General features: G+C 73.9%; 21 protein-coding genes. 14 read left to right on the top strand and 7 right to left on the bottom strand.

Annotation, left to right across the window (positions count from 1 at the left end; all coding sequences use genetic code 11):
* The first annotated feature begins 40 nt into the window (after nt 1–40).
* The 5 genes from ACZ53N_RS28720 to ACZ53N_RS28700 are packed head-to-tail and all read left to right on the top strand — an operon-like array spanning nt 41 to nt 4,361.
* Nucleotides 41–736 (top strand): HAD family hydrolase, encoded by a 696-nt coding sequence (locus tag ACZ53N_RS28720; RefSeq protein ID WP_469143710.1) that lies wholly within the window; start codon nt 41–43, stop codon nt 734–736.
* Nucleotides 733–1,812: a 3-oxoacyl-ACP synthase III family protein gene (locus ACZ53N_RS28715; protein ID WP_469143709.1), complete on the top strand. Its 1,080-nt coding sequence runs from the start codon at nt 733–735 to the stop codon at nt 1,810–1,812. Before ACZ53N_RS28720 ends, ACZ53N_RS28715 begins: the two co-directional genes overlap by 4 nt.
* The gene (locus ACZ53N_RS28710; protein ID WP_469143708.1) at nt 1,809–2,066 is read left to right on the top strand and encodes a hypothetical protein; all 258 of its coding nucleotides are present in this window, start codon (nt 1,809–1,811) and stop codon (nt 2,064–2,066) included. The genes ACZ53N_RS28715 and ACZ53N_RS28710 overlap by 4 nt, the downstream gene beginning before the upstream one ends.
* Nucleotides 2,063–3,316, top strand: coding sequence for an MFS transporter (locus ACZ53N_RS28705; protein WP_469143707.1), 1,254 nt, complete (start codon nt 2,063–2,065; stop codon nt 3,314–3,316). The genes ACZ53N_RS28710 and ACZ53N_RS28705 overlap by 4 nt, the downstream gene beginning before the upstream one ends.
* 46 nt (nt 3,317–3,362) lie before the next feature.
* On the top strand, nt 3,363–4,361 hold the full coding sequence (locus ACZ53N_RS28700) for an aldo/keto reductase (protein WP_469143706.1): 999 nt from the start codon (nt 3,363–3,365) through the stop codon (nt 4,359–4,361).
* A gap of 57 nt (nt 4,362–4,418) precedes the next feature.
* Here the strand turns inward: ACZ53N_RS28700 and ACZ53N_RS28695 are convergent, their stop codons facing one another.
* Entirely contained in the window at nt 4,419–5,231 is an 813-nt protein-coding gene (locus tag ACZ53N_RS28695) for a helix-turn-helix domain-containing protein (RefSeq protein ID WP_469143705.1), read from the bottom strand.
* A gap of 38 nt (nt 5,232–5,269) precedes the next feature.
* Nucleotides 5,270–7,054, bottom strand: coding sequence for a hydroxysqualene dehydroxylase (locus ACZ53N_RS28690; protein ID WP_469143704.1), 1,785 nt, complete (start codon nt 7,052–7,054; stop codon nt 5,270–5,272).
* Between the two features lie 177 nt (nt 7,055–7,231).
* Between ACZ53N_RS28690 and ACZ53N_RS28685 the strand changes: the two genes are divergently transcribed.
* Nucleotides 7,232–7,537 carry a 4a-hydroxytetrahydrobiopterin dehydratase gene (locus tag ACZ53N_RS28685; protein WP_469143703.1) on the top strand — a complete coding sequence of 102 codons (306 nt, stop codon included), beginning with the start codon at nt 7,232–7,234 and terminating at the stop codon, nt 7,535–7,537.
* A gap of 304 nt (nt 7,538–7,841) precedes the next feature.
* Here the strand turns inward: ACZ53N_RS28685 and ACZ53N_RS28680 are convergent, their stop codons facing one another.
* The 5 genes from ACZ53N_RS28680 to ACZ53N_RS28660 all read right to left on the bottom strand — a co-directional run bounded on the left by ACZ53N_RS28680 (nt 7,842) and on the right by ACZ53N_RS28660 (nt 15,416).
* The gene (locus ACZ53N_RS28680) at nt 7,842–9,212 is read right to left on the bottom strand and encodes a cryptochrome/photolyase family protein (RefSeq protein ID WP_469143702.1); all 1,371 of its coding nucleotides are present in this window, start codon (nt 9,210–9,212) and stop codon (nt 7,842–7,844) included.
* Nucleotides 9,213–9,278: 66 nt separating this feature from the next.
* Nucleotides 9,279–10,121: an aldo/keto reductase gene (locus tag ACZ53N_RS28675; protein ID WP_469143701.1), complete on the bottom strand. Its 843-nt coding sequence runs from the start codon at nt 10,119–10,121 to the stop codon at nt 9,279–9,281.
* A gap of 96 nt (nt 10,122–10,217) precedes the next feature.
* Nucleotides 10,218–12,044, bottom strand: a complete 1,827-nt coding sequence (locus ACZ53N_RS28670) for an AMP-dependent synthetase/ligase (protein WP_469143700.1) — start codon at nt 12,042–12,044, stop codon at nt 10,218–10,220.
* A gap of 287 nt (nt 12,045–12,331) precedes the next feature.
* Nucleotides 12,332–14,218, bottom strand: a complete 1,887-nt coding sequence (locus tag ACZ53N_RS28665; RefSeq protein ID WP_469143720.1) for an exo-alpha-sialidase — start codon at nt 14,216–14,218, stop codon at nt 12,332–12,334.
* A gap of 235 nt (nt 14,219–14,453) precedes the next feature.
* On the bottom strand, nt 14,454–15,416 hold the full coding sequence (locus tag ACZ53N_RS28660; protein WP_469143699.1) for a quinone oxidoreductase family protein: 963 nt from the start codon (nt 15,414–15,416) through the stop codon (nt 14,454–14,456).
* Nucleotides 15,417–15,529: 113 nt separating this feature from the next.
* Between ACZ53N_RS28660 and ACZ53N_RS28655 the strand changes: the two genes are divergently transcribed.
* From ACZ53N_RS28655 to ACZ53N_RS28620, 8 genes are all read left to right on the top strand, one after another.
* On the top strand, nt 15,530–15,979 hold the full coding sequence (locus ACZ53N_RS28655; RefSeq protein ID WP_469143698.1) for a MarR family winged helix-turn-helix transcriptional regulator: 450 nt from the start codon (nt 15,530–15,532) through the stop codon (nt 15,977–15,979).
* A 108-nt stretch (nt 15,980–16,087) separates the two neighbouring features.
* Nucleotides 16,088–18,397, top strand: coding sequence for a SaeA-related protein (locus ACZ53N_RS28650; protein ID WP_469143697.1), 2,310 nt, complete (start codon nt 16,088–16,090; stop codon nt 18,395–18,397).
* Nucleotide 18,398: 1 nt separating this feature from the next.
* Nucleotides 18,399–19,625, top strand: a complete 1,227-nt coding sequence (locus tag ACZ53N_RS28645; protein ID WP_469143696.1) for a TRAFAC clade GTPase domain-containing protein — start codon at nt 18,399–18,401, stop codon at nt 19,623–19,625.
* Nucleotides 19,622–22,027: a GTPase-associated protein 1-related protein gene (locus ACZ53N_RS28640; RefSeq protein ID WP_469143695.1), complete on the top strand. Its 2,406-nt coding sequence runs from the start codon at nt 19,622–19,624 to the stop codon at nt 22,025–22,027. Before ACZ53N_RS28645 ends, ACZ53N_RS28640 begins: the two co-directional genes overlap by 4 nt.
* Nucleotides 22,024–23,604 carry a TRAFAC clade GTPase domain-containing protein gene (locus tag ACZ53N_RS28635; RefSeq protein WP_469143694.1) on the top strand — a complete coding sequence of 527 codons (1,581 nt, stop codon included), beginning with the start codon at nt 22,024–22,026 and terminating at the stop codon, nt 23,602–23,604. Before ACZ53N_RS28640 ends, ACZ53N_RS28635 begins: the two co-directional genes overlap by 4 nt.
* Before the next feature lie 242 nt (nt 23,605–23,846).
* Complete coding sequence (locus ACZ53N_RS28630; protein WP_469143719.1) at nt 23,847–24,509, top strand: vWA domain-containing protein; 663 nt, start codon at nt 23,847–23,849, stop codon at nt 24,507–24,509.
* Nucleotides 24,506–25,429 (top strand): PP2C family serine/threonine-protein phosphatase, encoded by a 924-nt coding sequence (locus ACZ53N_RS28625; RefSeq protein WP_469143693.1) that lies wholly within the window; start codon nt 24,506–24,508, stop codon nt 25,427–25,429. The genes ACZ53N_RS28630 and ACZ53N_RS28625 overlap by 4 nt, the downstream gene beginning before the upstream one ends.
* A complete protein-coding gene (locus ACZ53N_RS28620) occupies nt 25,429–26,760 on the top strand; it encodes a protein kinase domain-containing protein (protein WP_469143692.1) in 1,332 nt (443 codons plus the stop codon). Before ACZ53N_RS28625 ends, ACZ53N_RS28620 begins: the two co-directional genes overlap by 1 nt.
* Nucleotides 26,761–26,840: the final 80 nt, after the last annotated feature.

Genomic DNA, 26,840 nt, shown 5'->3' with positions numbered 1-26,840 from the left:
GCCGTCACCACCGTTCACCGCCACCCGGAAGGAGAGCCCCATGGCCTCTCGTCCCTACCTCGTCTTCGCCGACGTGGACGAGACCCTCATCAACTGCAAGAGCATGTTCGACTTCTTGCGGTACCAACTGAGCATCCGGTACGGCGCCGACGGTGTCGTCGACTACGGACGGCTCCACGAGGGGTTCCAGCGGGCGGCCCGCGAGGGCGCCGCCCGCGAGGACATCAACCGCGCCTACTACGCGGCCTACGAGGGCGACTCGGCGGCCACCATCGCCGCCCTGGGCGAGCGCTGGTACACCGACCGGGACGCGGTCGGCCTCTTCATCGAGGAGACCCGCCGGGAGCTGGCGGACCACCGCGCGGCGGGCGCCGAGATCGTCCTGGTCTCCGGGTCGTTCCCCGCGTGCCTCGACCCCATCGCCCGGGAGGTCGGCTCCGCCCATGTGCTGTGCACCCGTCCCCTCGTCGAGCGGGGCCGCTACACGGGCCGGATCGGGACGCCGATGATCGGCGCGCACAAGGCGGACGCCGTACGGGACCTGCTCGCCACCCGGCCGGACATCGACCCGCGCGACTGCTACGCGTACGGCGACCACCCGTCCGACCTGCCGATGCTCGACTCCGTCGGCCACCCCGTCGCGGTCGGTGACGACCCGGTCGTCCACGCCCACCTCGACGACCGGGCCCGCCTGAGCCACCAGTACTTCTTCACCCCCCTGGAGCCCCAGCGATGACCGTCTACTCACCCGCCACGACCGCCACCGGAATCATCGGCACCGGCTCGTACCTCCCCGCGCAGATCGTGCCCAACTCCGTGGTGGCCGACCGGGCCGGCGTCACCGCGGACTGGATCGTCCAGAAGACCGGCATCCACGAAAGACGCCACGCCGCGCCCCACGAGGCCACCTCCGACCTGGCCTACGCCGCGGCCCGGGCCGCGATGGACGACGCCGGCATCACCGAGCGGGACGTCGCCTGGGTGATCGTGGCGACGTCCACCCCCGACCACCCCCAGCCCGCCACCGCCTGCCTGGTGCAGGACCGGCTCGGCGCCACCCAGGCCGCGGCCTTCGACATCAACGCCGTCTGCGCGGGCTTCGTCTTCGCGCTCCAGACCGGCGCCCAGCTGCTGGCCGGTGTCGGCGAGCGGACCACGGCCAAATACGCGCTCGTCATCGGCGCGGACGTCTACTCCCGCATCCTCGACCACACCGACCGCCGCACCGCGGTGCTCTTCGGCGACGGCGCCGGAGCCGTCGTCCTCGGCCCGGCCCGCCCCGGCCACGGCATCCTCGGCACCGGCACCAGCACCGACGGCAGCCTGCACGGCCTGATCGGCGTGCAGGCGGGCGGCAGCCGCCACCCCGCCTCGGCCGGCACCCTCGCCGACGGGCAGCACTTCTTCAAGATGCGGGGCCGGGAAGTCCGCGACTTCGTCAACGAGCGGCTGCCGCTCGCCGTCCAGGGCGTACTCGACGCCCACGGCGTCGACCCCGCCCACGTCAAACACTTCATCCCGCACCAGGCCAACGGCGTCATGGTCGGCGAGGTCATCCCCCGGCTCGGGCTGCCCAACGCGCACGCCCACCTGCCCGTCGACCTGCACGCCAACACCGGCACCGCCTCCATACCGCTCGCCCTCGACCACGCCCGGCGCGCCGGGGCCCTGGCGGACGGCGATCTGATGCTCCTCGCCGGCTTCGGCGGCGGCATGGGCGTCGGCACCGCCCTGCTCCGCTGGGACAGCGAACCGCCCTGCCGCCACACCCGGCACGCGGCACGGGAACTCGCCGGGAGCGTGGCCCGATGACCGCGCTCGCGACCGCCCCGCCCCGTCCCGCCCCCGAACACTTCGACCACGGCTACCCCGGCTACCCGGTGTACGCCCGCCGCCGGCCCGCCCCCGCGACCGCCGACCTCTGCGCGGTCCCCGGCTGCGCCGTCGCCTGCTGGTCGATGGGGCTCGACGCCCCGGACACCACCCCTTGCCCGCACGGCTGGGCCTCGCGCCCCGCGGCCGTCGCCTCCACCCCCGTCCCGTCCATGGGAGACCACCAGTCATGACTCAGACCACCCTTACGCACGCTCCGGAAACGGACTCGGGCGTCAAGCGCGGGGCGCACGTCGCCACCGACCCCGCCGGCTACTCGCCGCTGCGCGCCTGGCTGGCGGTCTTCGCCCTGGCGCTCGGCACCTTCTCCTTCGTCACCACCGAGACCCTGCCCATCGGCCTGCTGCCGTCCATCGGCGCCGGCGTCGACGTCTCCCTCGGCACCGCGGGCTTCCTCGTCACCGGCTTCGCCGCCGTCGCCGCCATCACCGCGGCACCGCTGACCACCCTGTGCGGACGCGTCGACCGCAAGTGGCTGCTGGCCGCGCTGCTCGTCGCCTACGTCATCGGCAACCTGCTGGCCACCGTCGCCTCCAGCTACGCCATGCTGCTCGTCGCCCGTATCGTGGTCGCCCTCGCCCACGGTGTCTTCTGGTCCATCGCCGCCGCCATCGCCGTCCGGCTCGTCCCCGAGCGGCACGCCGTCCGGGCCACCGCCATCGTCCTCGGCGGCATCTCCCTCGCCTCGGTGCTCGGCGTCCCGCTGGGCACGATGATCGGCCAGCACTCCGGCTGGCACACCGCGTTCGCCGCCGTCGCCGCCGTCGGCTTCATCGTCCTGGTCGCCGTGCTGTTCCTGCTGCCGGGCCTGCCCGCCCAGGGCAGCGGAAGCCTCGCCGCGCTGCCCCGTGTGCTCCGCAACGGCCGACTGCGCACCGCCGTCGCCGTCACCGCGCTCGTCATGATCGGCCACTTCCTCGCCTTCACCTACATCGCCCCCTACCTGGAGGACATCACCGGCATCAGCGAGGGCATGGTCGGCGTCCTGCTGCTCGTCTTCGGCCTCGCCGGATTCGTCGGGAACTTCATCGCCGGCGCCGTCGTCGGCCGCTCGGTGCGGGCCACCCTGCTCGGCGCACTCGCCGTGATGACCGCCTCCCTCGTCCTGCTGTGGGCCTTCGGCGACAGCAAGGCCGCGGCGGTCACCCTGCTCATCGTGTGGGGCCTCGCCTTCGCCGCCCTGCCGGTCGGCCTCCAGACCTGGGTGCTGGAGCTGGCCAAGGAGGAGTCCGACGCCGCGTCGTCCCTCTACGTGGCGGCCTTCAACGGCGCCATCGCCATCGGTTCCCTGGTCGGCGGCCTGATCGTCGACTCCTCCGCCGGCCCCCGCGCCGTCACGGCCATCGGCGCCGCCCTGGCCGCCTGCGCCCTGCTCACCCTGGTCCTCGCCGGCCGCGGTACCCGCGCCACCGAGAACGCCTGACACCCGCCGCCCCAACCCCTACCAACATCGACAAGGGCAGGAATTCATGTACCAGCGCACCCTCGGCGCCTCCGGCCTCCAGGTCTCCGCGATCGGCCTCGGCTGCATGGGAATGTCGGTCTACTACGGCGCGAGCGACGAGGCGGCGTCCATCGCCACCGTCCACCACGCCCTCGACATCGGTGTGACCTTCCTCGACACCGCCGACTGCTACGGCAACGGCCACAACGAGGAGTTGGTCGGCCGGGCCCTCAAGGGCCGCCGCGACGAGGCCGTCCTCGCCACCAAGTTCGGCATCCGGGGCGTCGGGGCCGGGGGCACCTCCGGCGGGGCGACCATCGACTCCCGCCCCGAGTACGTCCGTGAGGCCTGCGAGGCCTCGCTCGCCCGCCTCGGCGTCGACCACATCGACCTGTACTACCTGCACCGCCGCAACCCCGAGGTCCCCATCGAGGAGACCGTCGGCGCCATGGCCGAACTCGTCGCCGAGGGCAAGGTCCGCCACCTCGGGCTCTCCGAGGTGAACGCCGACACCCTGCGCCGCGCCCACGCCGTCCACCCCATCACGGCCCTGCAGAGCGAGTACTCGCTGTGGGAGCGGGACCTGGAGGACGACATCGCCCCCACGGCCACGGAGCTGGGCATCGGCCTCGTCCCGTACTCGCCGGTCGGCCGGGGCTTCCTCACCGGGGCTGTCACCTCACTCGACCAACTGGACAAGGACGACTACCGCCGCACCACCGACCCCCGCTTCCAGGGCGAGAACCTCACCCGCAATCTGGCCCTGGTCGAGCGGGTCCGCACCCTCGCCACCGGGATCGGCTGCACCCCCGTCCAGCTCGCCCTGGCCTGGCTGCTCTCCCGCGGTGAGCACATCGCCCCGATCCCCGGCACCCGGCGCGTCACCTACCTGGAGGAGAACGCCAAAGCCGCCGACCTGGCCCTCACCGAGGACCAGTTGCGCGCCCTGGAGGAGGCACTGCCCGCCACCGAGGTGTCCGGCGGCCGGTACCCCGAGGCCGGTCTGCGCCTGCTGAACACCTGATCCCCGGTTCGACGACGCCGGCCGCCCCCGCGCACAACGGGGGCGGCCGGCGTCGTCCTACGGCAGTCGCCCGTGCAGCTCCTGAAGGTGCGCGGCCGTCTCCCGGTCGGCGGGCAGGAACGTCTCCATCGCCAGCTCGGAGACGGTCACGTCCATGGGGGTGTTGAACGTCGCGATCGTCGAGATGAACGACAGCACCCGGCCGTCGTGCTCGATCACCATCGGCAGCGCGAACGGCACCCCACCCTCCCCGGACGCCGCGCGCTCGCCGCCGCCCTCCGGCAGCGGATACCCGCTGACCTCGTCGTAGAGGGCACGCAGCGGCGCCGACCGCATCAGGGCCAGCTGCCGCTCCATCTGATGCAGCAGATGGCCGCGCCACTCGCGGTAGTTGCGGATGCGGGGCGCCAGGCCGCCCGGGTGCATGGTGATCCGCATGGCGTTCAGCGGCGGGACCAGCAGCGGCTCCGCGACCCCCGCCAGCAGCATCGCGATGCCGCGGTTGGCGGCCAGCACCTGATACGTGCCGTCCACCACCAGCGCTGGGAACGGCTCGTACGAGCGCAGCAGCCGTTCCATCCCCTCCCGCAGTCCCGCGAGCGCCGGGTCGTCCAGGGACCGTTCGGCGAAGTACGGGGCGTAACCGGCCGCGATCAGCAGGGCGTTCCGCTCCCGGACGGGCACGTCCAGATGGTCCGCGAGGCGCAGCACCATCTCCTGGCTCGGCCGGGCCCGGCCCGTCTCGATGAAGCTGATGTGGCGCGCCGAGGAGCCCGCGCGCAGCGCCAGGTCCAGCTGGCTGATCCGCCGCCGGCCCCGCCACTCGCGCAGCAGCGCGCCCACCCCCGTGGTCCCTGCGACAGTCGTCATGGCCCGACGGTAACCGGTGGCCCGCCGCCCGTCGGCGGCTACCCCAGGTCGAGGGCGTTGCGCAGCCCCAGCCGGTAGCGCACGTCGTCCTGTGCCTTGAGGAGCTCAAGCTCCGGCGCCCGGTACAGCGGCGTGATCGCACACCGCTCGGCCTTCGAACCCGACTCCTCCAGCAGGGTGTTGACGGCGGCACGGGCCGCGGCGTTGGCCCCCTCCATGGTCGCCAGGTCGATGTCGGTGGCCACGTAGTCGCCGCAGAGGAAGAGATTGGGGATCGCCGTCCGGGCGTCCGGGCGGTTGTACCAGGTGCCGGTGGGGTGGATGAGGAGCTGCTCGTCGTTGGTCGGGCGGGGGCCGCCGATCTCCACGGCCGGGTCGAGGAACCACGAGTGGAGCGCGGCGTCGCGCAGGACCGTGCGGCCCGTGTCGTTGAGCCCCGCCTTCATCTGCGCCCACACCTCGCGCGCGACCTCCTCGCGGGTGCACTGCTTGGCGGTCTTGCCGTAGAGGATGCCGGGCTTGTCCCACTCGGAGACATCAACCGACAGACAGTCCACGGCGGCGCCGTCGCCGTAGTCGGCCCCGAAGTCCCGCCCGGACCAGTACTGCGCCTGCCCCACGGAGGTGATCGACCACGGGGAGTCGATGTGGTTGACGTGACCGTGGACGACGGGCGTCGGCTCGGTCAGATAGAACTGGATGCCCGTCATCCAGTCCGTCCGGAGCTTGTCGCAGCGCGCCAGCTTCGGGTCGGCGGCCCGCACCGCCGCGTTCCAGGTCGTGCGGGCGTGCTCGACCGGCATCGCCGACACGAAGTGGTCGGCGGTCACCGACTGCCGGGCACCGGACGGGTCCGAGGCGATCGCCTCGGTGATACGGCCGCCGCCCATGCGCAGGTCCCGGACCGACCAGCCGACGCGGAAGGTCACGCCCAGCGACCGCAGATGCGCCACCCACGGGTCGATCCACGCCTCGTTGGTCGGCGCGTCGAGAACCCGGTCCGGCTGGCCGTCCGCGCCGCGGCCCAGCGCGTTGAAGAGAAACGCCTCGATGCACGTCGAGACCGTCTTGGTGCTGGCCACCTCCGCCTTGGTCGCCACGATGTTGCGGGTGATGCCGATGGCCAGCAGCCGCTGGTAGTTGGGCGACATCCGGGCGGCCCGGATGAACTCCCACCACGGCACCTTCTCCCAGGCGCCGACCCGCCGCTGATCGCAGCTGGTGAACCAGACGAGCAGCCGGCCGACGAAGTACAGGACCTCCTGCGGCGGGATGTTCCCGAAGGCGTCGAGGAAACCGGTCAGCGCGCGGCGCAGGGCGTCCGGGGTGAGCAGCGGGGGAGGGGTGCCGACGATGCCGAACGGGAGGCGGATGTCCTCGTGGCCGGTCCGGGCCAGCATCACCTCGCTGGAGGCCACGAGGTTGTCGTGACAGCCGTTCGCGTTACCGGGGAAGGGAATGCGGCGCATGGTGTCGGGGAGGTTCTGGTAGAAGCCGGGAAAGAACCGGAAGCCGTGCTCGCCGGGCAGCGGTTTGCGGCCGCCCTTCGCGCTGCCCGGCACGTCCATGCTGCGCGCCTTGCCGCCCGGTGCCTTCTTCTCGTACACCGTCACCTGGAAGCCGCGCTCGGCGAGTTCGTGCGCGGCCGTCAGTCCGGCCACGCCCCCGCCCAGTACGGCGACGCTCCGGCCGCCGGCCCCACGCCCCGGACCGCGCCGGGGGGCGGCCACGGCGCGGGTGCCGAGCGCGGCCGGTGCGACGCTCGCGGCGACGGCCGCCGCCCCGCCGATGAAGCCTCTGCGTGTGCTGCCCGTACCGCCCATGTCGTGACCCCTACCGCCGGTAACGTGTCCCGTCCGGCGCAGGAGCATAGAAGCGCCACCTCTTTCCCGGAAGGGTGCACTCGACTCGCCGTGCGCCCCCTGGCACATTGACGCGAAAGCGCCCCCGCGCCGTGGGACGCTTGGACCACCGGTACTCGCGATGAAGGGGATGCGCCCATGGCAGTCGAACCGCTCTCGCAGAAGGACGTCGAGGACCGCCTCCAGGAACTGCCCGGCTGGACCACCGACGGTGATCGGATCAGCCGCACGTACTCCTTCGAGGGGCACTTCGCGGCGGCGGCGATGGTCGTCCACATCGCCCAGATCCAGGAGGAGTTGGGCCACCACTCCGACCTGACGCTCGGCTACAACACGGTCTCCCTGACGGTGAACACGCACAGCGCGGGCGGCAAGGTCACCGGCCTCGACGTCGAACTGGCCCGCCGCGTCGAGGCTGTGGCCCGGCCGCATGGGGCGCGCTGACGCCGGCCGTTGACGCCGGCCGCCCACGCGGGGTCGGTGCGTCTGCGCCTCTTCGGCCGCGGGCCGTCTCGCCGCCTGCGGCGGCGGGCGCCCTGCGGGCGCGTCCTCAAGCGCCGGACGGGCTGGATGTGGCTGCGCTCAGCCGTAACCAGCCCGTCCGGGCTGATGGGGACGGGCTCAGCCACATTGAGCCCGTCCGGCGATTGAGGACACAGCACAGCAGCCCGTCCGGCGATTGAGGAGACCGCCGCGCAGCGGTGGTGCGGGCGACGTGGCAGCCGGCCGCAGGCCGTCTCGCGGCGGTTCAGTCGAGGTCACGGGCCCGGCGGAAGCGGGCCAAGGCGTCGGTGAGGTCGACGATGGGGTCGGGGTAGGCGTAGCGGGATCGTTCCGCGGCCGGTAGGCGCCAGGGGTGGTGGATCGACGGGCCCCGTAGGTCCGCCAGTTCCGGCACCCAGCGGCGTACGTACTCCCCGGCCGGGTCGAAGCGCTTCGCCTGGGCCAGGGGGTTCAGGACCCGGTTGGGGCGGGTGTCGCTGCCGGTGCCCGCCACCCACTGCCAGTTCAGCTGGTTGTTCGCGACGTCCCCGTCCACCAGCAGGTCCAGGAAGTGTCGGGCGCCGGCCCGCCAGTCGAGGTACAGCGTCTTGGTGAGAAAGCTCGCCGACAGCAACCGGGCCCGGTTGTGCATCCAGCCCTCGTGCGCGAGCTGCCGCATCGCCGCGTCGACCACCGGGTACCCCGTACGGCCCTCCCGCCACGCCGCCAGTTCCTCGGCGTCCCGGCGCCAGTGGTCGTGCCGGGTGCGGTAGTCGTGCCGGGCGGCGTCGGGGCGGGCCGCGAGCAGCTGGTGGTGGAAGTCCCGCCAGGCCAGCTGGCGTACGAACGCCTCGGCGCCCGCGCCGGGAGTCTGCCGGGCCCGCGTGACCAGCTCCACCGGTGACAGACAGCCGAAGTGCAGATAGGGGGAGAGCCGGGAGGTCGCGTCCCCGGACAGATCGTCGTGCCGGTCGGCGTAGCCGGCCAGTTCCGCACGCAGCCACGCGGCCAGCCGACTGCGGCCCGCCCGCTCGCCACCCTCCGGCAGCGCCGGGGACGGCTCGCCCCGGGCGAGGGACGCGGCTTCGGGCAGGGGCTCCGAGCGCGCCTCGGGTGGCACCGGGACAGCGCGCGGCGCGGTGACCACGGGCCGCAACGTCTCGGCCGACCAGCGCCGGAAGAACGGGGTGAACACCGCGTAGTGGTCCCGGCCCGTCGGCAGCACCGCGCCCGGCGGCACCGCCGTGACCACCGCGTCGTGCACCCGCAGGCCGCGCCCGTCCGCTGCCAGCGCCGCCCGCAGCCGCTCCTCGCGGCGCAGCGCGAAGCCACTGACACCACCCGCGAGATGCACCTCACCTGCGCCTGTCTCCGCCGCCACCCGGCAGGTCTCCCGGACCGCGTCGCCCCGGCGGACCACCAGCCGGCCGCCGCGCTCGCGCAGCGCCTCGTCCAGATCGGCGAGGCAGTCCGCCAGGAAGGCGGCCCGATTGGGCACGGCGAAGCCCGCCGCCGCCACCCGGGCGTCGACGACGAACAACGGCACCACCCGGCGCGCCGCGCGCAGCGCGCCGGCGAGCACGGGGTTGTCCCGCAGCCGCAGGTCCGAAGTGAACAGGGCGATGGATACGTCCATCCCCCGATTGTGAGCGCCGCGCGCCCCGCCGTCCGGCAGGGCGCGCGGCGCGATCACGACCTTCGATCAGCTGAAGTCGAACTTGTCCGGGTCCGGGCCGAGGCGCGTGCCGTTGTCGAGTCCGGCGATCGCGGTGAGGTCCTCGTCGTCCAGCTCGAAGCCGAAGACGTCGATGTTCTCCCGGATGCGGGACGGGGTCACCGACTTCGGGATGGCCACGTTGCCGAGCTGGAGGTGCCAGCGCAGCACGACCTGTGCGGCCGTCCTGCCGTGCTTGGTGGCGATCCGGCCGATGACCGGGTCGGCCAGGAGGTCCTTGCCCTGGCCGAGCGGCGACCAGGCCTCGGTGGCGATGCCGTGCCGGGCGTGCAGGGCGCGCAGCTCGGCCTGCTGGAAGTTCGGGTGCAGCTCGATCTGGTTGACCGCGGGGACGACGGACGTCTCGGCGATCACCCGCTCGAGGTGCGCGGGCTGGAAGTTCGAGACGCCGACGGCTTTCGCGCGCCCGCTCTCGGCGATCTCCGCGAAGGTGCGGACTACCGTCAGGTAGTCGTCGCGCACGGCCCGCGGCCAGTGGATGAGATAGAGGTCCACGTAGTCCAGGCCGAGCTTGGCCAGGGAGGCGTCGAACTCGCGCAGAACGCTCTCGCGCGTCCACGTCTCGGATGCGCTGTTCCACAGTTTGGTCGTGACGAACAGCTCGTCACGCGCGATGCCCGAGGCCGCGAGGGCCTTTCCCGTACCCACCTCGTTCTCGTAGATCGCGGCGGTGTCGATGCTGCGGTACCCGGCGGCCAGGGCCTCCGAGACGGCCGCGGTGGCCTCGTCGTCCGGGACCTGCCACACGCCGAAGCCCAGCTGGGGCATCTCGACGCCGTTGTTGAGGGTGATGGAAGGGACCTTGCTCACGAGCAATCGATCCTTACGTCAGGGGGTGCTTACCTCATGGTCAACCGGCACCTGCCCCGATTGCATTCCCATGACACGCATCTCGTTCCGCTTGTTTTATCCGGTGCGGTAGAGCGCCTCCACCTCCCGTGCGTAGGCCTTCTCGATGGCCTTCCGCTTCAGCTTCAGCGACGGGGTCAGCAGCCCGCGCTCCTCGGTGAACCGGACCCCCAGTATCCGGAACGTGCGAATCGACTCGGACTGCGAGACCAGCGTGTTGGCGGCTACCACCGCCCGCCGGACCTCGGCCTCCAGCTCCGGGTCGCGCACCAGGTCACCCGGCGGCGACGCCGGTTTCCCGCGGATGGTCAGCCAGTGCGCCACCGCGTCCGGATCGAGGGTGACCAGAGCGGCGAGATAGGGGCGGTCGTTGCCGACGACCACACACCGGTCGACGAGCGGGTGCGACCGTACGCGCTCCTCCAGGGGCAGCGGCGACACGCTCCGCCCACTGGACGTCACCAGGATCTCCTTCTTCCGCCCGGTGATGGTCAGATAGCCGTCCGCGTCCAGCTCGCCCACGTCACCGGTGGCGAACCAGCCGCCGCGCAGCACGGCGTCCGTGGCCTTCCGGTCGCTGAGATAGCCGGTGAAGACCTGCCCGCCGCGCAGCCAGATCTCCCCGTCCTCCGCGATGTGCACGGTCGTCCCCGGCACGGGCTGCCCCACAGTCCCGAACCGGGTCCGCTCGGGCGGATTGGCGGTCGCGGCCCCGGTGGTCTCCGTCAGCCCGTACCCCTCGAAGACCGTGATCCCCGCGCCCGCGAAGAACAGCCCCAGCCGCCGCTCCATCGCCGAGCCGCCCGACATGGCGTGTCGCACCCTGCCGCCGAGCGCGTCGCGCACCTTGGCGTAGACGAGCCGGTCGTAGAGCTGGTGCTGTACCCGCAGCCCGGCGGACGGCCCCGGCCCGGTGCCGAACGCCTTGTGCTCCAGCGCCTCCGCGTACCGCACCGCCACATCGACGGCCTTGTCGAACGGCACGGCCTTGCCGTCGTTCTCCGCGGCCCGCCGGGCGGCGGCGAAGACGTTCTCGAAGACGTAGGGGACGGCGAGGACGAACGTCGGGCGGAAGGCCCGCAGGTCGGGCAGCAGCGCGGCGGCCGTCGCCTGAGGCTGGTGCCCCAGTTTGACCCTGCCCCGCACCGCCGCGACCTGCACCATCCGCCCGAAGACATGGGCGAGCGGCAGGAACAGCAGCGTGGCCGCCTCGTCGCCCGGCCGGGAGTGGAAGACCCGCTCGTAGCGCCGGACGATGTTGTCGGACTCGGCCATGAAGTTGGCGTGGGTCAGGACACAGCCCTTCGGCCGCCCGGTGGTGCCCGAGGTGTAGATGACCGTCGCCGGTGTGGCCGGGGTGAGCGCCATGCGGTGCCGGTGCACCACCTCGTCGTCGACCCGCTGCCCGGCCGCGACGAGCTCCTCGACCGCCCCCGCGTCCAGCTGCCACAGCCGGGTCAGGTGCGGAAGCCGGTCGACGACCGAGCCGATGGTCATCGCGTGGTCCTCGTGCTCGACGACACACGCGGTGACGCCCGCGTCGTGCAGCATCCAGAAGACCTGCTCGGCGGAGGACGAGGCGTACAGCGGAACGGGCTGGGCGCCGATCGTCCACAGCGCGAAGTCGAAGAGGGTCCACTCGTACCGTGTGCGGGACATGATGGCGACCCGGTCGCCGAACCGGACCCCCCGCGCGAGCAGCCCCTTCGCCAACGCCATGACCTCGTCGCGGAAGGCGGCCGCGGTCACGTCCTGCCACCGGCCGTCCGTCTTGCGGCCGAGGGCGACCCGCTCCGGATCCTCCTCGGCGTGGGAGAACACGACGTCCGCCAGTCCTCCGACGTGGGGCGCCGTCGCCAGCGGTGGGACGGTGAACTCGCGCAACTGCTCGCTCCTTGTGACGCTCCGCACAGCGCCGTGACCGTACCCGGTCGGGTACCGGCCCGAACCCCTTTCCTACCGCTTGATGCCCGGGGCCGGGCCGGATCCGCACGGAATCTCCGCGCCGGGCGCACCGGCGCTCCTTCTGCTCGCGCCAGGCCTGGACCACACCCGGTGGCAGGCCTGGACCAGGGCATCCGACACCGCACCGCTTCAAGCCCGTCCGGCGATCGAGGACGCTCCGCGCGGCGGGAGACGGCGAGGTACTCGAAAATGACGGGTACCGCGGACTACCTGTCCAGCGGCAGCCACAAAACCGTGTCACCGATCACCGCGTCCGTCTCCCGCAACGCCTCCAATTCCCCGTCCGACAACCCCCGCCGGTACACCCGCACCTCGTCCAGCTCACCCGTCAGATGCGACCGGCTGCCGGGCTTCTGCCCCAGATGCACCCCGAAGGTCGACGTGCGGCTGACCGTTCCCGGCACATCGGGTACGGACGTTTCGACGCCGTCGACGGTGAGCGTGAGGAGCCCGGCCGCGCGGCGCAGCGCCACGTGGTGCCACTGCCCGTCGTGGTACGCGCCGGCTGCCCGGACCGTGGCGGTCCTGGACGGTCCCCGGCCGACGATGCCGGTGATGTGCCCGGTGATCCGCCGCGCGCCCGGCTCGCCGCGCAGCGCCACCTGCGGGGCCCCGCCGACCCCGCCCATCCACAGCAGCGGCTGCTCGCCCCGGGTGGCGGTGGAGCGGAACCACAGCGAGGCCGTGAAGTCCCCGTCGCCCAGCGGCAGGGAGGCCCGGTGGGGGAGGCGCACCGCGTCGTCCCTGCCGTCGAAGGCGAGCGCCCCGCCGAACCGGCCGCCCACCGGCCGGGCCCCGCCGAGCACGTACGCCCCCCGCGCGCCCGGGGCGTGGTCCGGGGTCGTGGGGCCGGGGCCGCGGCGCGGGCCGAGCCAGTCCTCGGTGAAGCGGGCGAAGCGCATCTCGTCGCGGGCGTCGGCCTTGCCGGCCTCGTAGAGCAGACCGGCCCTCGCGCGGCCGACGACCGTCATGTCGGAGTAGCCGGACCAGTCCGCGGTGACCGCCCGGCCGCGGTCGACGCCTTCCCAGGTGCGGCCCTGGTCGTACGAGGAGCGGATGGTCATCGTGCGGCGGCGGTCGGGGTCGGCGGGCGCGGAGAGCAGCCAGCGGCCGGACGGCAGCGGCAGGACGGCCCCCTGGACCATGGGGGTGTACAGGTCGGGGACGGCCCGGAAGGGGGCGGTGAAGTGCCCGCCCCCGTCACGACTGACGGCGTGGTCGCGGTTGCCGAGGTCCGTGCCGTCCTGCTCGCGCCCGCCCACGTACACGGTGCCGCCGGAGCCGGTCCGGCCGTCGGAGCCGGAGCCGTCGTCGGTCCGCTCGGCGAGGGTCAGTTCGGACGGCTTCTGCCGGTACGTGCCGTCGGTGCGGATCCGGTGGGTGTCCACCGCGCCGAGCCGCCAGTGGGCACCGGAGTCGTCGCTGTAGGCGAGCGCCGCGTGGTTCGCGGTGGGCCGGGTGCCGTCGTGGCTCTCGGCGTTGATCCCGACGATCAGCCGGCCCCGGTGCCGCCCGCGCGTGAGCTGGATGCCGTGGCCCGGCCCGGTCGCGTACCAGGAGTTCCAGCCGCGCGGCCGGAGCGTCGCGCTCAGGTCGCGCGGCCGTGACCAGGTCAGACCGTCGTCGTCGCTGTGCTGGAGGTGGGGGGTGCGCTCGCAGGGTGTGTCGCAGTTCCCGGCGTCCGGGCGGCCCTTGTTGTACGTGGTGGCCAGCACGATCCGGCCGGTGCGCCGGTCGACGACGGGCGAGGGGTTGCCGTGCGTGTCGCCGCGCCCGGCGTCGACGACGCGCAGCGGGCCCCAGGTGCGGCCGCCGTCGGTGGAGCGTTTGAGGACGACGTCGATGTCGGTGGCGTCCCCGCAGTTGCGCTTGCGGCCCTCGGCGAAGGCGAGGAGCGTGCCGCGCACGGTGGTGACGAGCGCGGGAATGCGGTAGCAGGCGTAGCCCGGGTCCTGCGCGGCCCGGAACAGCACGCGCTCCTCGAAACCGGTACGGGCCACGGCGGCGGGGTCCGCGGCGGGGGCTTCCAGTGCCCCGGCCCGCGGTGGCTGGGGGAGGAGGGCGAGGACGGCGCTCGCGAGCACGGCGGCCATGACCCGTCGTGCGGCGGTGCGTCCGAGGGCGCGGCGGACGGCCTGCCGGTAGGCCGGTCCGAGGGTGCGCGGGGGCTGTGCCGGAGGAAGCGGCGCCATGGCCCGTCCCTTTCGCGTCGAGGCACGTCATGACATGTCGTGACACGGTGGACCGGACGTCCCACACCACCCATGTCCGGTGGGCCGAACGTACGGGGCGGCCCCTCACCCCACAAGCGCCATGAGCCGAATGCGCTCACACGGGTCGCAGGACCACCTTGCCCCGGTTGGCGCGGGACTCGATGATCGCGTGCGCCGTCGCCGCCTCCTCCAGCGGCAGTTCGACATGCACGCACGGCCGCAGCCGCCCGGCGGCGGACAGCCCCCACAACTCCTGCCGCCACCGCTCCATCACCGCGGGACGGTGCCGGGCGACGAGCGCCATCTGGAAGCCGATGGCGGACTTGGCGCCCACCAGCAGGTCGTACGCCTCGATGGTCCCGCCGCCCGAGCTGTACGCCACCAGCCGGCCGCCCGGCGCGAGCGAGGCGACGGCGGGGGAGAGCAGCTCGCCGCCGACCGCGTCCAGGGCGATGTCCACGGGCCCGAAGGGGGCCGCGGACGCTCCGGATCCGTCGCGGGCGGGGAGTTCGTCGTAGGTCACGACCTCGTCCGCCCCCAGCGACCGTACGAAGTCCGCCTTGTCGGCCGAGCCGACGGCGGCCACGACCCGCCCGGCACCGCGCGCCTTGGCGAGCTGCACGGCGAGATGACCGGCACCGCTCGCGGCCGCCGTCACCAGCACCGACTCGCCCTCGTCCGGACGGGCGGCCTCGTAGGCGCCGAGGGCGACCAGCCCGCAGCGGACGAGCGCGACCGCGTCGGTGGCGCTCGCGCCCTCGGGGACGGGTGAGGCCATCGAGGAGTGGAGGAGGGAGTAATCGGCGTAGGCGTCGCCGAAGCACAGGCCCGTGACGCGCTCGCCGACCGCGAACCCGGTCACGTCCGGGCCGACGGCGACGATCTCCCCGGCGACCTCGCCGCCCGGGCTCGCGGGGAGCGGCAGACCACCGCCGCGGACCTTGCGGACCACCGGCAGGGTGACGCCGATCGCCTCGGTGCGCAGCAGCAGTTCGCCGGGGCCCGGCTGCGGGACGTCGGTCTCCTCGACGCGCAGGACCTCGGGGCCGCCGTTCTCGTGATACCGGACGCGACGCATGCGTTCCCCCACCTTCATGGATGTCGTTGGAGGTCCCAACGATACAGAAATTCATGGGGGAGGCCAATGGTTTTCGTGGGGAACGCCAACGACTCTGTCGGTAGGGTGCCGCCATGACCGAGAACGAGCCCGCCCTCACCCGGATCCGTTCCCTGCCCAGTTGGCTGCTCGGCCGGGCCTCCGCCCGCGGCCGCCGCCTCGTGGGCGAGGCGCTGGCCCGCGAGGGCATGCGCATGCCGCACCACGCGGTGCTGTCCGCCGTCGCCGACCTCGGCCCGGTCGCCCAGGCCGAACTCGGCCGCACCACCGGCTTCGACCCCAAGGACATGGTCGGCATCCTCAACGACCTCCAGGCCGAAGACCTCGTCACCCGCGCCCCCGACCCGGGTGACCGCCGTAAGAACGCCATCACCATGACCTCCGAGGGCCGCAGGCGCCTCACCCGGCTTGCGAAACTGGGCGACGAGGCGAACGAGACACTGCTCGCCCCGCTGAACCCGGCCGAGCGGGAACAGTTCCTCACCCTGCTGACCCGGGTCGTGGAGGCCGAGGGCCAGGCCTGACTTTCTCGACTACGCCCCCCATTCCTCGAAAGCGCGGGCGAGAGCCCCCGGGATCTGGTGGGATGTCACTTCGCACGGAACGGGCGCGGGCACGGGGGCGAGAGAGAAATGGGTCGGGACTTCGGGGATCTCCTCGGGCTGCCGCAAGCCCTGCCGGACATGCCGCTCTCCCCGCTCGTACCCGGCTGGGCCGAACTCCGCGCCACCGAACGGGCCGCGGGCTTCCGGCACGCCGCCGACGCGCTGCTGCCCCCCGGCAGCACCCGCGGCGCACCCGGCGCGCACTTCCAGGTCCTGGACGGGCTGCGCGTCCCCGGCCGCGGCGGACGCCGCAGACACGTCGACCGCGCCCTGCTGGCCGAGATCCGCGACGCGGCCCTGCGCGCGGGCGCCCCCGAACCGGTCCGCTCCCTCTTCGCCCGCTACGACGCCGCCCTCGCCGAGCACCCCATGGGGCTGCGCCGGGTCGTCCTGTACCAACTCCTCCAACTGCTGCGTGACGCCCCGCGCGGCCCCGGCCCCGAGGCGGCGACGGCCCTCGGCGTCGACCCCGCCGAAGCCGCGGCCCTCGCCCACGCCGCCCGCCGTACGGCGCGGAGCACGCCCGCCGCCCGCGCGGCGGCCGAGACCCTGGTCGACGTCTGGCGTGCCGGACACACCCGGCGGGCCCACGCCCTCACCCGGCAGTTACCCGCCGTGGCACCCGCCCCGGCGGGCGATCAGCGCCTCGCCCACCTCGTGGCCCGGGTCCAGTCCCGGGCCCGCCGCACCGACGCTCTCCTCCGTGAAGCCCGCACCCTGGAACGCCGCGCGGCCACGGACGAGGCCGCCGACCACTATCTGCGCGCCCTGCGCACCGCCGAGGACGACACCGACGCCCTCCACGGCCTCCTCCGCACCAGCCGCCCCACCACCCTGCGCACCGAGGTCCGGCCGGACGGCGTACGCCTCCGCTGGCCCGCCGACGCCCGGCAGCCCCCGGTCGACCGCACCTGGCGACTCCTGCGCGGCGCGGTGGGACGCGACGGGTGGACGGAACTCACCACCGTCCCCGCGCCCATCGGAGACCTCGTCGACGAGGCCGCGCCACTCGGCGAGCGCGTCCGCTACGCCGCCCTCCCGCTCGACGGCGACCGGATCGCGGGCAGACCGCTCGTCGGCGCCGAGGTCCTCGTCGCACCCGAGGTGTCGGACGTGACGCTCACCGACAGCCGGGCCCGCGTCGACGCCCAGTGGCGGACCCCGCCGGGCACCCACCGGATCACCGTCGTACGGACCGGCCCGGGCTCCGCGGCCACCGACGTGCCCGTCGGCCCGCACGGCTTCACCGACCGGGGCCTGCCGCCCGGCGAGCACCGCTACCGGATCCATTGCGTCTACCGCACGGCCGCGGGCCGGGAGGTCCGCTCCCCGGGCGTGGCCGCACACCGCACCGTCCACCCCTGGCCCGACCCCGTGACCGGCCTGACCGTACGCCAGGGCGACACCCCCGGCGTCCTGAACGTCGACTGGACCGGCGGAGACCGTGGACAGGTGCGGCTCCTCGACTGGCCCGGCCCGCCACCCGCGCCCGGCGAGGATCTGCGCACCCCCGCCGCCGACCTGCCGCCCGAGCTGGGCTGGCTCCCGTGCGGAGCGCCCCGGGCCGGGAGTGCCGCGTACCGCCCGCCTGCCGGTGCCGCCACCCGCGTCACCGCCGTCACCGTCCTCGGCGACCGGGCCGTCGCGGGCCCCAGCGTGCGCGTCGACGTGCCCGAAGGCGTGCCGGAGCTCACGGCCCGCCGCGTCGAGCCCACCCGCGCCCGGCTGACCTTCGACTGGCCGCGCGCAACGGACCGCGTCCTCGTCCGCTGGTGGCAGTCGGACACGACGCACGAGCGGCGGCTGACCCGCAGCACCTACCTCCGCGAGGGCCTCCACCTCACCATCACCCGCGCCGCCGCACGGTTCCGCGTCGAACCCCTCGCGGTCGCCGACGCGGACGTCGTCGTCCCGCCCGCCTCCGCCGAGACCGCGCTCCCCGCCGACCTGGCCATAAGCTACGCGCTCGACCGCCCCGGATTCCTCACCGCCCGACGCCGCCGCGTCACCGTACGGGCCGACACCCCCGAGCCCGCCGGGCCGGTCGGTGAAACGGGTGAAGCCGCCCCCGAACTGCCCGGGTTCGTGCTCGTCGCCCGCGCGGGCAGCGCCTCCCGCCGGGCATCGGACCCGCCGCGCACCGTGCGGGACGGCACACCCGTACTGCGCCTGAGCGGTGCGGAGTTGCTCGCCGGGCCCGTGCTGCGCGATCTCGACACCGCCGTGGCCGACGCGGGAGTCCGCCGCCCGTATACCCTGCGAGCCTTCCTGACCGGGCCGCACGCCCACGCCGTACGACTCGAAGAACCCCCGCACAACGACCTGGTGGTGCGCTGACATGACGACCGTCATCTGTCCCTACTGCTTCACCCGTGGCCAGTCCGGCCGGCTCGGCTACCGCTGCCTGATGTCCCCCTCCGGCATCCGCGGCGGCACCAAGTGCGATCCCGAACGGGACGACGTCTGGGCCCAGTTCAAAGGCACCTCCATCGCCCCGCAGGCCCGGATGCGCGGCCCCGTCTTCGACCCGCCGCGGGCCTTCCGCATCGGCGCCAAACGGGCCGACTGCCCGGGCTGCGGCGTCGCCACGCCCGTACGGGTCTGCCGGCAGTGCCACAGCGACCTGCCCAGCGACTACTGCGACCAGGACAGCCGCATCATCGCCCTCGTCGGCGCCAAGGCCACCGGGAAGAGCACCTACGTCGCCGTGCTCGTCAACGAGTTGAGACACCGCGTCGGCGGCGCCTACCGGGCGTCATTGGCCGCGATGGGCAGCGACACCCAGCGCCGCGACCGGGACATGGCCGCCGAACTCTACGAACGGCTCCAGCTCCCCGAAGCCACCCGGCCCGCCGCGCTGGGCTTCAACGACCCGCTGCTCTACCGGCTGAGCGTGCCCCACCGGGGCCGGTTCGGCGAAGGCAGCCGGCACACCGCCCTCGTCTTCTTCGACGCCGCCGGCGAGGACCTGCGCAACGCCGAGGCCATGGACCGCTACACCGCCTACCTCGCCGCCGCCGACGGCATCATCCTGCTCGTCGACCCGCTGCAGATGGCGCCCGTCAGGGAAGAGCTCGGCGGCCCCGGCGGGCCGCCCCTGCCGCCGGTGGAGACCGCGCCCCAGCAGATCGCCGCCGACGTCGCCGCCCAACTGCGCGGCCACGGCCGCTCCGGCTCCCGCGGCCGTCTGTCCACCCCCATCGCCGTGGCGCTCACCAAGACCGACATGCTGCGCCCGCTGCTCTCCCCCCAGTCGCCGCTGCACCACAACGCCCCGCACCACGGCGGCGCCCTGGACGAGGCCGAGCGCCCCGTCGTCCACGAGGAGGTGCGCTCGCTGCTGGACGGCTGGGACGGCGGTGCGCTGTGCCGGCAGCTCGACAGCGACTTCTCCGACGTCGCCCTGTTCGGCCTCTCCGCGCTCGGCGCCCCGCCACCGGCCGACGCCCCCGCCGACGCCCCCAAATCCGGCCCCCAGCCCACCCGGGTGGAGGACCCCCTGCTGTGGCTGCTGGCCCGCCGCGGCCTGCTGCCCGTCCGCAAGGCCAAGAAGGGAGCCGCGTGAACCTGCCGCAGCTGCACTACACCTCCGCAGCCCCCGGCCCGGACGGCTCCGGTTTCCGCTTCACCGCCGTCAGCGCCGCCCTGCCCGCCGCGCTGCTGGGGGAGGTCGAGCAACTGGTCGGGTACGAACCCCCGCGCGACGCCCCCGGCCGCCCGACACGCGACGAACTCGCCGTGTTCCCCATCGCGTTCAGCCACAGCACGCTCTCCGACGGCAGCCGGCTGCTGTGCCGGACCGTCTACACCGGCACCGACTACAGCGGCCGCTACGGCAACTTCCACGCCCACGCCGTCCGCCTGCCCGAGGACGGCGCCCTGCCCGGCGGCCTGCTGCCCATCGAGGCGTGGGAGTCACCGTCGTGGACCGACCGCACCCCCGAGGAGCGCCACCCCGGTCCGCTCACGACCCTCACCCCCGCCCGGCGGGTCGACCGCGCCGGTCTGATCCGCTTCTGCCGCGCCCGCGCGGACCGGCTCGAGCCCTTCCTCGCCGACGTACGAGCCCTGCTGCGCACCGCCGACGCCCCGCAACTCCTCGTCGTCGAACGCGACACCGCCGACACCGCGCACTGGATCGCGGTCGCCAGCGCCGTCCTGCCCCGCGAGCGGGCCGTCCGGCTCACCTTCACCACCTACACCCGCCGGCCACAGCTCGCCCGCCAGCAGATCGTCGGCACCCTGCCGGACGCCGACTTCGACCTCGCCGGGGCCGCCGCCGACCACCGCTACCGCGTCCACGACTGCGCCGGAGGCCACTCCAGCCCCGCCCGCCGGGAACCGGACCCGTGGGCGGCCGTCGCCGCCCGCGTCTGGCTGGCCGACCGTCCCGAGCTCTTCGCCGAGGCCGCCCGGACCGGCCACGACACTGGAGACGACACCGGCTCCGACGCCGGGCGGCTGGCCGTCCTCGCGGCCCGCGCGGGCATCGCCCTCGACGCCACCGGGCGCACTGCCGCGGCCCGTGCGGCCCACGAACACGCCGAGGCCGACGACACCCTCTGGCCGCCGCTGCTCACCACCCTCGCCGCCGGCGGCACGGACCGCACCCCCGAGGAATGGACGGCACTCGCCGGGCTCGCCGACGCCTTCTCCCGGCTGGCCGACGACACGGCCACCGCCCCCCTCCGGGGCGACCTGCACGACGCACTCGACCGGGCGGCGGCCGACCCCGACAGCCCCCTCGGCCCGCTCCTCGCCCTGCTCGGCCTCGCCGACGCGCTCCGCCCCGACCGCGACATCGCCTACGGGGGCGCCGTGCCCGCGCTCACCGCCCGCCTCACCACCGCCCTGCTGGACGGCACCGCCGAGGACCGCCGGGCGGTGGCCACCGCCCTCGTCCCGCACGGCACCCTCACCGCCACCGTGCTCGACACCCTCGACCAGCACGCCGCGACCGACGACCCGGGCCGCGTCTCCCACGCCCTTGCCGCACTGCCCGACGCCGACCTCACCGACCACCCCCACCTCAGGGTGGCCCGCGAGTTCGGCGCCCTGACGGCCGACGGCCGGCTACGACCCGACCGGCCGGCCCTGCTCGACGCGCTCATGAAAGCCGCTGGCGCCGAACACCGGGCCGAACCGTCCGTCCTGCGCGCCGCCTTCCGCCTCGTCGAGGGCGACCGCCCCTTGCGCCCCGTGGAGGCGGGCACCCTGCTCGCCCAGCTCCCCGCGGCCTGGCACCGCGCGGCGGGCCTCGACGAGGTGTTCATCCAGACCGCCCTGGACAGCGCCCCCGACGACCGGGAAGCACCCGACCTCGCCAAAGCCCTGCTCGTCCACTGCGCGCACAGCCTCGCCCCCCGGCAGCGGGCCGCGCTGCTCCTCCTCGAACTCGCCGGAGAGCTGACCACCGGCGAGGCCCAGCCGGGCTTCACCGAACGGGCGCTCGCCGTACGACCCCAGGCGGACCCGCTCGAAACCGGCATCGAGGAACGCCTCGGCACAGCCCTCGCCGACCGGCTGCTGGCCGAACGACAGCCCCCCGGCGAACTGCGGGCCCTCATCCACTCCGGCGACGAGTCGCTGCTGCGCGCCTACGCCGAGCGGGCCCGCGGCGACGGGCTCGGCAGCGCGCTGCGCCGCTCCCCGTCGTACGCGGCGGCCTGCTTCGTCGCCTGGCACACCGCCTCCGGAGCCGACCCGCTGTGGGAGCGGACCCGTACCGAACTGCTGGCCTCCGTGCTGAAGCCCGTGGTGCGCCGGATGCCCGCCGAGGACGTCGAGGCCCTCCTGGAGAGCCTGCGACGACGCGGAGGCGGCTGGGCCGAGGCGTTCGGGGACTGGCACCGGCCCGGCGTGCTCGGCAGACTCGGCGGCCGCTGGCGCGGACGCGGCGGCCGGGCACCCGGACCCGCCTACGGGCCGGGAGACATCGAACGCCCCGGAGAGGAGCCCGGCCGATGACCTACTTACTGGGCGGGCCGTTCCAACTGTGCGTCCTCGCCGTCTTCCTGCGCACCGCGCCGGAGTTCCTCTGGCGCGCCCTCAGCACGACCGGCCGCTGCCTGGGGCCGTGGCAGCCCGGCGCCCCCGACCCGCGCGTCGAACGGCCCGGCACGGCGGGCGAACCCGCCCACTTCTCGTACTGGTTCCGCCAGGTGTGGAAGGACATCGGCTCCGCCGCGCGCAGCGGAACCCGCGCCGTCGAACACACCCTGACCAAGGAGTGGTTCGGCCGGATCACGCGCAATCTGCTGCGCGGCCGCCGCCCGAGCGGCTCCCGGGGGGTGAACGGCTTCACCCGCTGCGTCCTGTGGCTGACCGGCCTGGGCGTCGCCGTGGGCGCGGCCCTGGGCGCGGTCTGCGCCGCCGGACTGTTCGCGGTCATACTGCTGACGCTCGCCCTGCTGGTCGCCGTGGTGGTCGTGGCCCTCGCCGCGACCGCCCTCGCCGTGCGGGCCGTGGAAAGAGCAGGGCTGATCGCCCGTGGCGTCCGCATGAAGTGCCCCTACCCCGGCTGCTACCGGCCGATCGCCCTGCCGGTCTACCACTGCCCGGACTGCGGTGCCTCGCACGCACGTCTGCGGCCGGGCCGCTTCGGCGCGCTGTGGCGGATCTGCGCGTGCGGCCGGAAGCTCGCCACCAGCCTTCCGGCCGGCCGTGACGCGCTGACCGGGCACTGCCCGCACTGCGACGAGCGGCTGCCCCGGAAGCTGGCGGCCGCGCGGATCGTCCATGTGCCGATCGTCGGCGGCACGTCGTCGGGCAAGACGATGCTGCTGGCGGCCATGGTCGCCGGGCTGCGCTCCTGGGACCGGCGCGGTTCGCTGGAGGTGGAGTTCGCCACCGTCGAGGACGCACGGGAGCTCGACGCGCTCGACCGGCAGCTGGCCGGCGACGGCTTCGCCCACGCCACCACCGCCCGGCAGCCGCGGGCCTTCATGCTGCGGGTCTCCCGCGGACGGCGCCGTCGGCTGCTGTATCTGTACGACCCGATGGGCGAGACCCTGCGGGACGCGAAGACAGTCCGCGAGCAGCAGTACCTCGCGCACGCCACCGGAGTCGTCATGGTCGTGGACGCGCTGGCCGAGCCCGGTGTGCGCGCCCGGCTGGGCGGCGACGACGCGCCACGGGCGGTCTCCGCCCGCCCCTCCCCGGAGGGCCCCACCGCCACGTACGACCGGCTGGCGGGGGAGATGCAGGCACTGACCGGCCGGCGTCGGCGCACCCCCGTCGCCACGGTGGTGACCAAACGGGACGTCCTCGACCACCTGGTCTCCCTGCCCGTGCCGGGCCCGCGCATCGACTCCTGGCTGGAGAGCGTCGGCCTGGGCAATCTGGTGCGCGGCCTCGACCACAGCTTCGGCCGCACCCGCTACTGGGCCATCAGCGCCCACGCCGCCACGGGAGCGGACGCGCAGAGCGGCGAGGCGCGCCGGGCGGCCGAACCCGTCCTCTGGCTGCTGTCACAAACAGGACTTCCCGTAAGGAAGTTGCTCGCGGCCGAGGTCGCCGACGCCCGTGGGGCGGGAAAACGCTGACGGGCCCCACAGACCCGGTTAGGGTCGACGCTGTCCCGAACGACGAGGGAGACCACCCCAGGTGACACCCGCATCCACCCACGCGCCCACCGGGGTGCCCACCCACACCGCGCGGCAACGCCGCGTCGTGCTGGGCCTGTTAGTCGCCGCCACCGCAATGGTGGGTGGCGCGGCCGTGGTTGTCGTCCTGCTCATGCTGAACGGAGGGTGATGTCGACGTGAGCGACATTCCCGGAGGCCCGATGGAGAACCGCCCGGTTCACTTCATCTGGATCCTCGACTGCTCGTACTCCATGTCCGGGGAGAAGATCGGGCAGCTCAACTACGCGATCCGGGAGGCGATCCCGGAGATGCGGTCGGTGGCCCACGACAACCCGGCGGCCCAACTGCTGGTGCGGGTCATGACCTTCTCCACCACCGCGCAGTGGCACACGCCCGTGCCCGTCGCCATCGACGACTTCACCTGGCAGGACGTCCAGGTCGACGGCGGCACCAACCTGGGCGCGGCGCTCGCCCTCGCCGCGCGCGAGCTGGAGACGCCGCCCATGCCGCAGCGGGCGCTCAAGCCCGTGCTGGCGCTCGTGTCGGACGGCCAGCCGCTCGACGAGTGGCGGACGGGCCTCAAGGCCATCGACGCGACGCCCTGGGGCAAGAAGGCCGTACGCGTGGCCATCGCCATCGGCCAGGACGCCGACCGGGACGTCCTGCAGGAATTCCTCGGCAACCCCGAGCTGCCCGTCCTCGACGCCAACAGCCCCAAGCAGCTGGCGGCGGCGATCCGCTGGGCCTCGACCGCCGCTGTGAAGGCCGCCTCGCAGCCCGTCGTAGGCGGTCTGACCAAGGCGCCCGGGCCCGCGTTCGCGCCGCCCACGCTCGACGACGACGATGACGACGCCGTGTGGTGAGCGTGCCGCACTGGGAAATCCTGCGGGACAGCGTCCAGGGCCCCGCCAAGGTCCGCAATCAGGACTGGTGCGACGTCGAGGCCCCGGCTGACGACACCCTCGTCCTCGCCGTCGCCGACGGGCACGGCTCGGCCGCCTACACCCGCAGCCATCTCGGCGCGCGGTTCGCCGTCGATGTCTTCATCCGGTGCGGCCGGGCGTTCGCCGAGCGCGCGCGGGCGCCGGAGGACCTCCGCCGACTGCGTCACGCCGCCGGCCACTGGCTGCCCCGGGAGGTCGTGCGCGACTGGCAGGAAGAGGTCCGTCGGCACCTGCGCGACCACCCGCCGACCGACGCGTCCGACGACAGCGTGGCCTTCCGCCCCTACGGCACGACGCTGCTGGGCGCCGTCCTCGTGCCCGGCCTCTTCGCCGCCTGGCAGCTCGGGGACGGCGACCTCATGGTCGTCGAGGCCGACGGTTCGGTCGGCGCGCCGCTCGCCCCGGCCGAGCCGGAGCTCGGGGACGAGACGGAGTCGCTCTGCGCGCCCCGGGCATGGGAGCTGATGCGGGTGCACTGGGCGCCCGTCGCGGACCCCGACCGGATGCCGCGCTGCGTCACGCTCTCCACGGACGGGCTGTCGAAGAGCTTCGCGGCACAGGAGGGGTTCGTCCAGTTCGTCCGCGAGCTGGGCGAACGGCTGGACACCGCGGGGGCCGACGCGATCCGCGAGGCCCTGCCGGGCTGGCTCGCGCACGCGGGAAAGTACTCGGGCGACGACACCACCGTGGTCGCCGCCTGGCGGCCACCGGCGGTCAGGGAGCGCGAGACCGGCGACCCGCGGGAGCGGCTCCGACAGGAGCCGGCGCCCCCGCACGCCGCACCGCCGGAGAGCGCACCTCCGCAGGACGCACCACACCACCGAGAAACGGAGAATTGATGTCCGGCATGCTCGACAACGGCGCCCGGCTCACCATCGACGACGGCCACGAAGCCGTCGTGACCGGGATGCTGGGCGCCGGCGGCCAGGGCGAGGTCTACCGCGTCTCGACCGATCAGGGCGAGAAGGCACTCAAGTGGTACTACCCGGCCTGCGCCACGGCGGAACAGCGCAAGATCGTCGAGGAGCTCGTCGGCCGGGACTTCGACGACGACCGCTTCCTGTGGCCCCAGTCGTTCGTCACCGGCCGGGGCGACGGCTTCGGCTACCTCATGGACGTACGCCCCGACCGATTCAAGGGCCTGCCCGCGCTGTTCCGCCGCCGACTGCGCACCTCCCCCCAGGCGCTCGTCACCGCCGGGCTGCACATGGTCGAGGCGTACCAGACGCTGCACTCCCGGGGCATCGCCTACCGTGACATCTCCTGGGGCAACATCTTCTTCGACCCCACCACCGGCGACGTCCTGGTCTGCGACAACGACAACGCGGTGGTCGAGGGCGAGGCGAGCGGCATCTCCGGCACGATGGAGTTCATGGCCCCCGAACTCGTCCGCGGCGACAGCGGCGCCATCCCCGGTACCCAGACGGACCTGCACTCCCTGTCCGTCCTGCTCTTCATGCTGCTGATGAACCACCACCCGCTCAAGGGCAAGGCGGAGCTCGCCATCCGCTGCCTGGACGAGGCCGCCGAACGCAAGCTCTACGGCAAGAGCCCGCTGTTCATCTTCGACCCCGACGACAGCCGCAACGCCCCCGACCCCACCGAGCAGGGCACCGTCCTCGCCACCTGGGCCGCCGCACCCCCGGCCCTGCGCAAGCTCTTCATCCAGAACTTCACCGACGGCCTGCGCGACGCCTCCCGGCGGGTCCGCGAGTCCCAATGGCGGGACGCCCTGAGCGAGGTGCGCGACACGATCGTCATCTGCGCTTCCTGCGGCCGCCAGAACATGACCGAGCCCCGCTCGGCCACCGCCCGCGCCTGCTGGTCCTGCGGACGGACCCTGTTGCTGCCGCCGCGGCTGGTCATCACCACACCGCCCCCGCGCACCGAACGGCACGTCCGCCTCGGCCACGCCGCCCGGCTCCACGCCCACCATGTGCGGGCCGAGCCGCCCCGGCACGACTACACCGACGCCACCCTGGTGGCCGAGTTGATCGAACACCCCAAGAAGCCGGGGAAGTTCGGACTGGCCAACCGCTCGGACGCCGCGTGGACCGCGCGCCGCACCGACGGCACCTCGCAGACGGTCGCCCCCGGCCAGACCCTCCCGCTGCGCTCCGGGCTCACGGTGAACCTCGCGGGCGCGGAAGCGGTGGTACGGGCGGATTAGGGCGTGGGGGGGGGGGGGGGGGGGGGGGGGGGGGGGGGGGGGGGGAAGGGGGGGGGGGGAAGGGGGGGGGGGGGGGGGGA

Source organism: Streptomyces sp. NPDC033229, from assembly GCF_055576875.1.
This window is presented reverse-complemented; position numbering and strand designations above follow the sequence as displayed.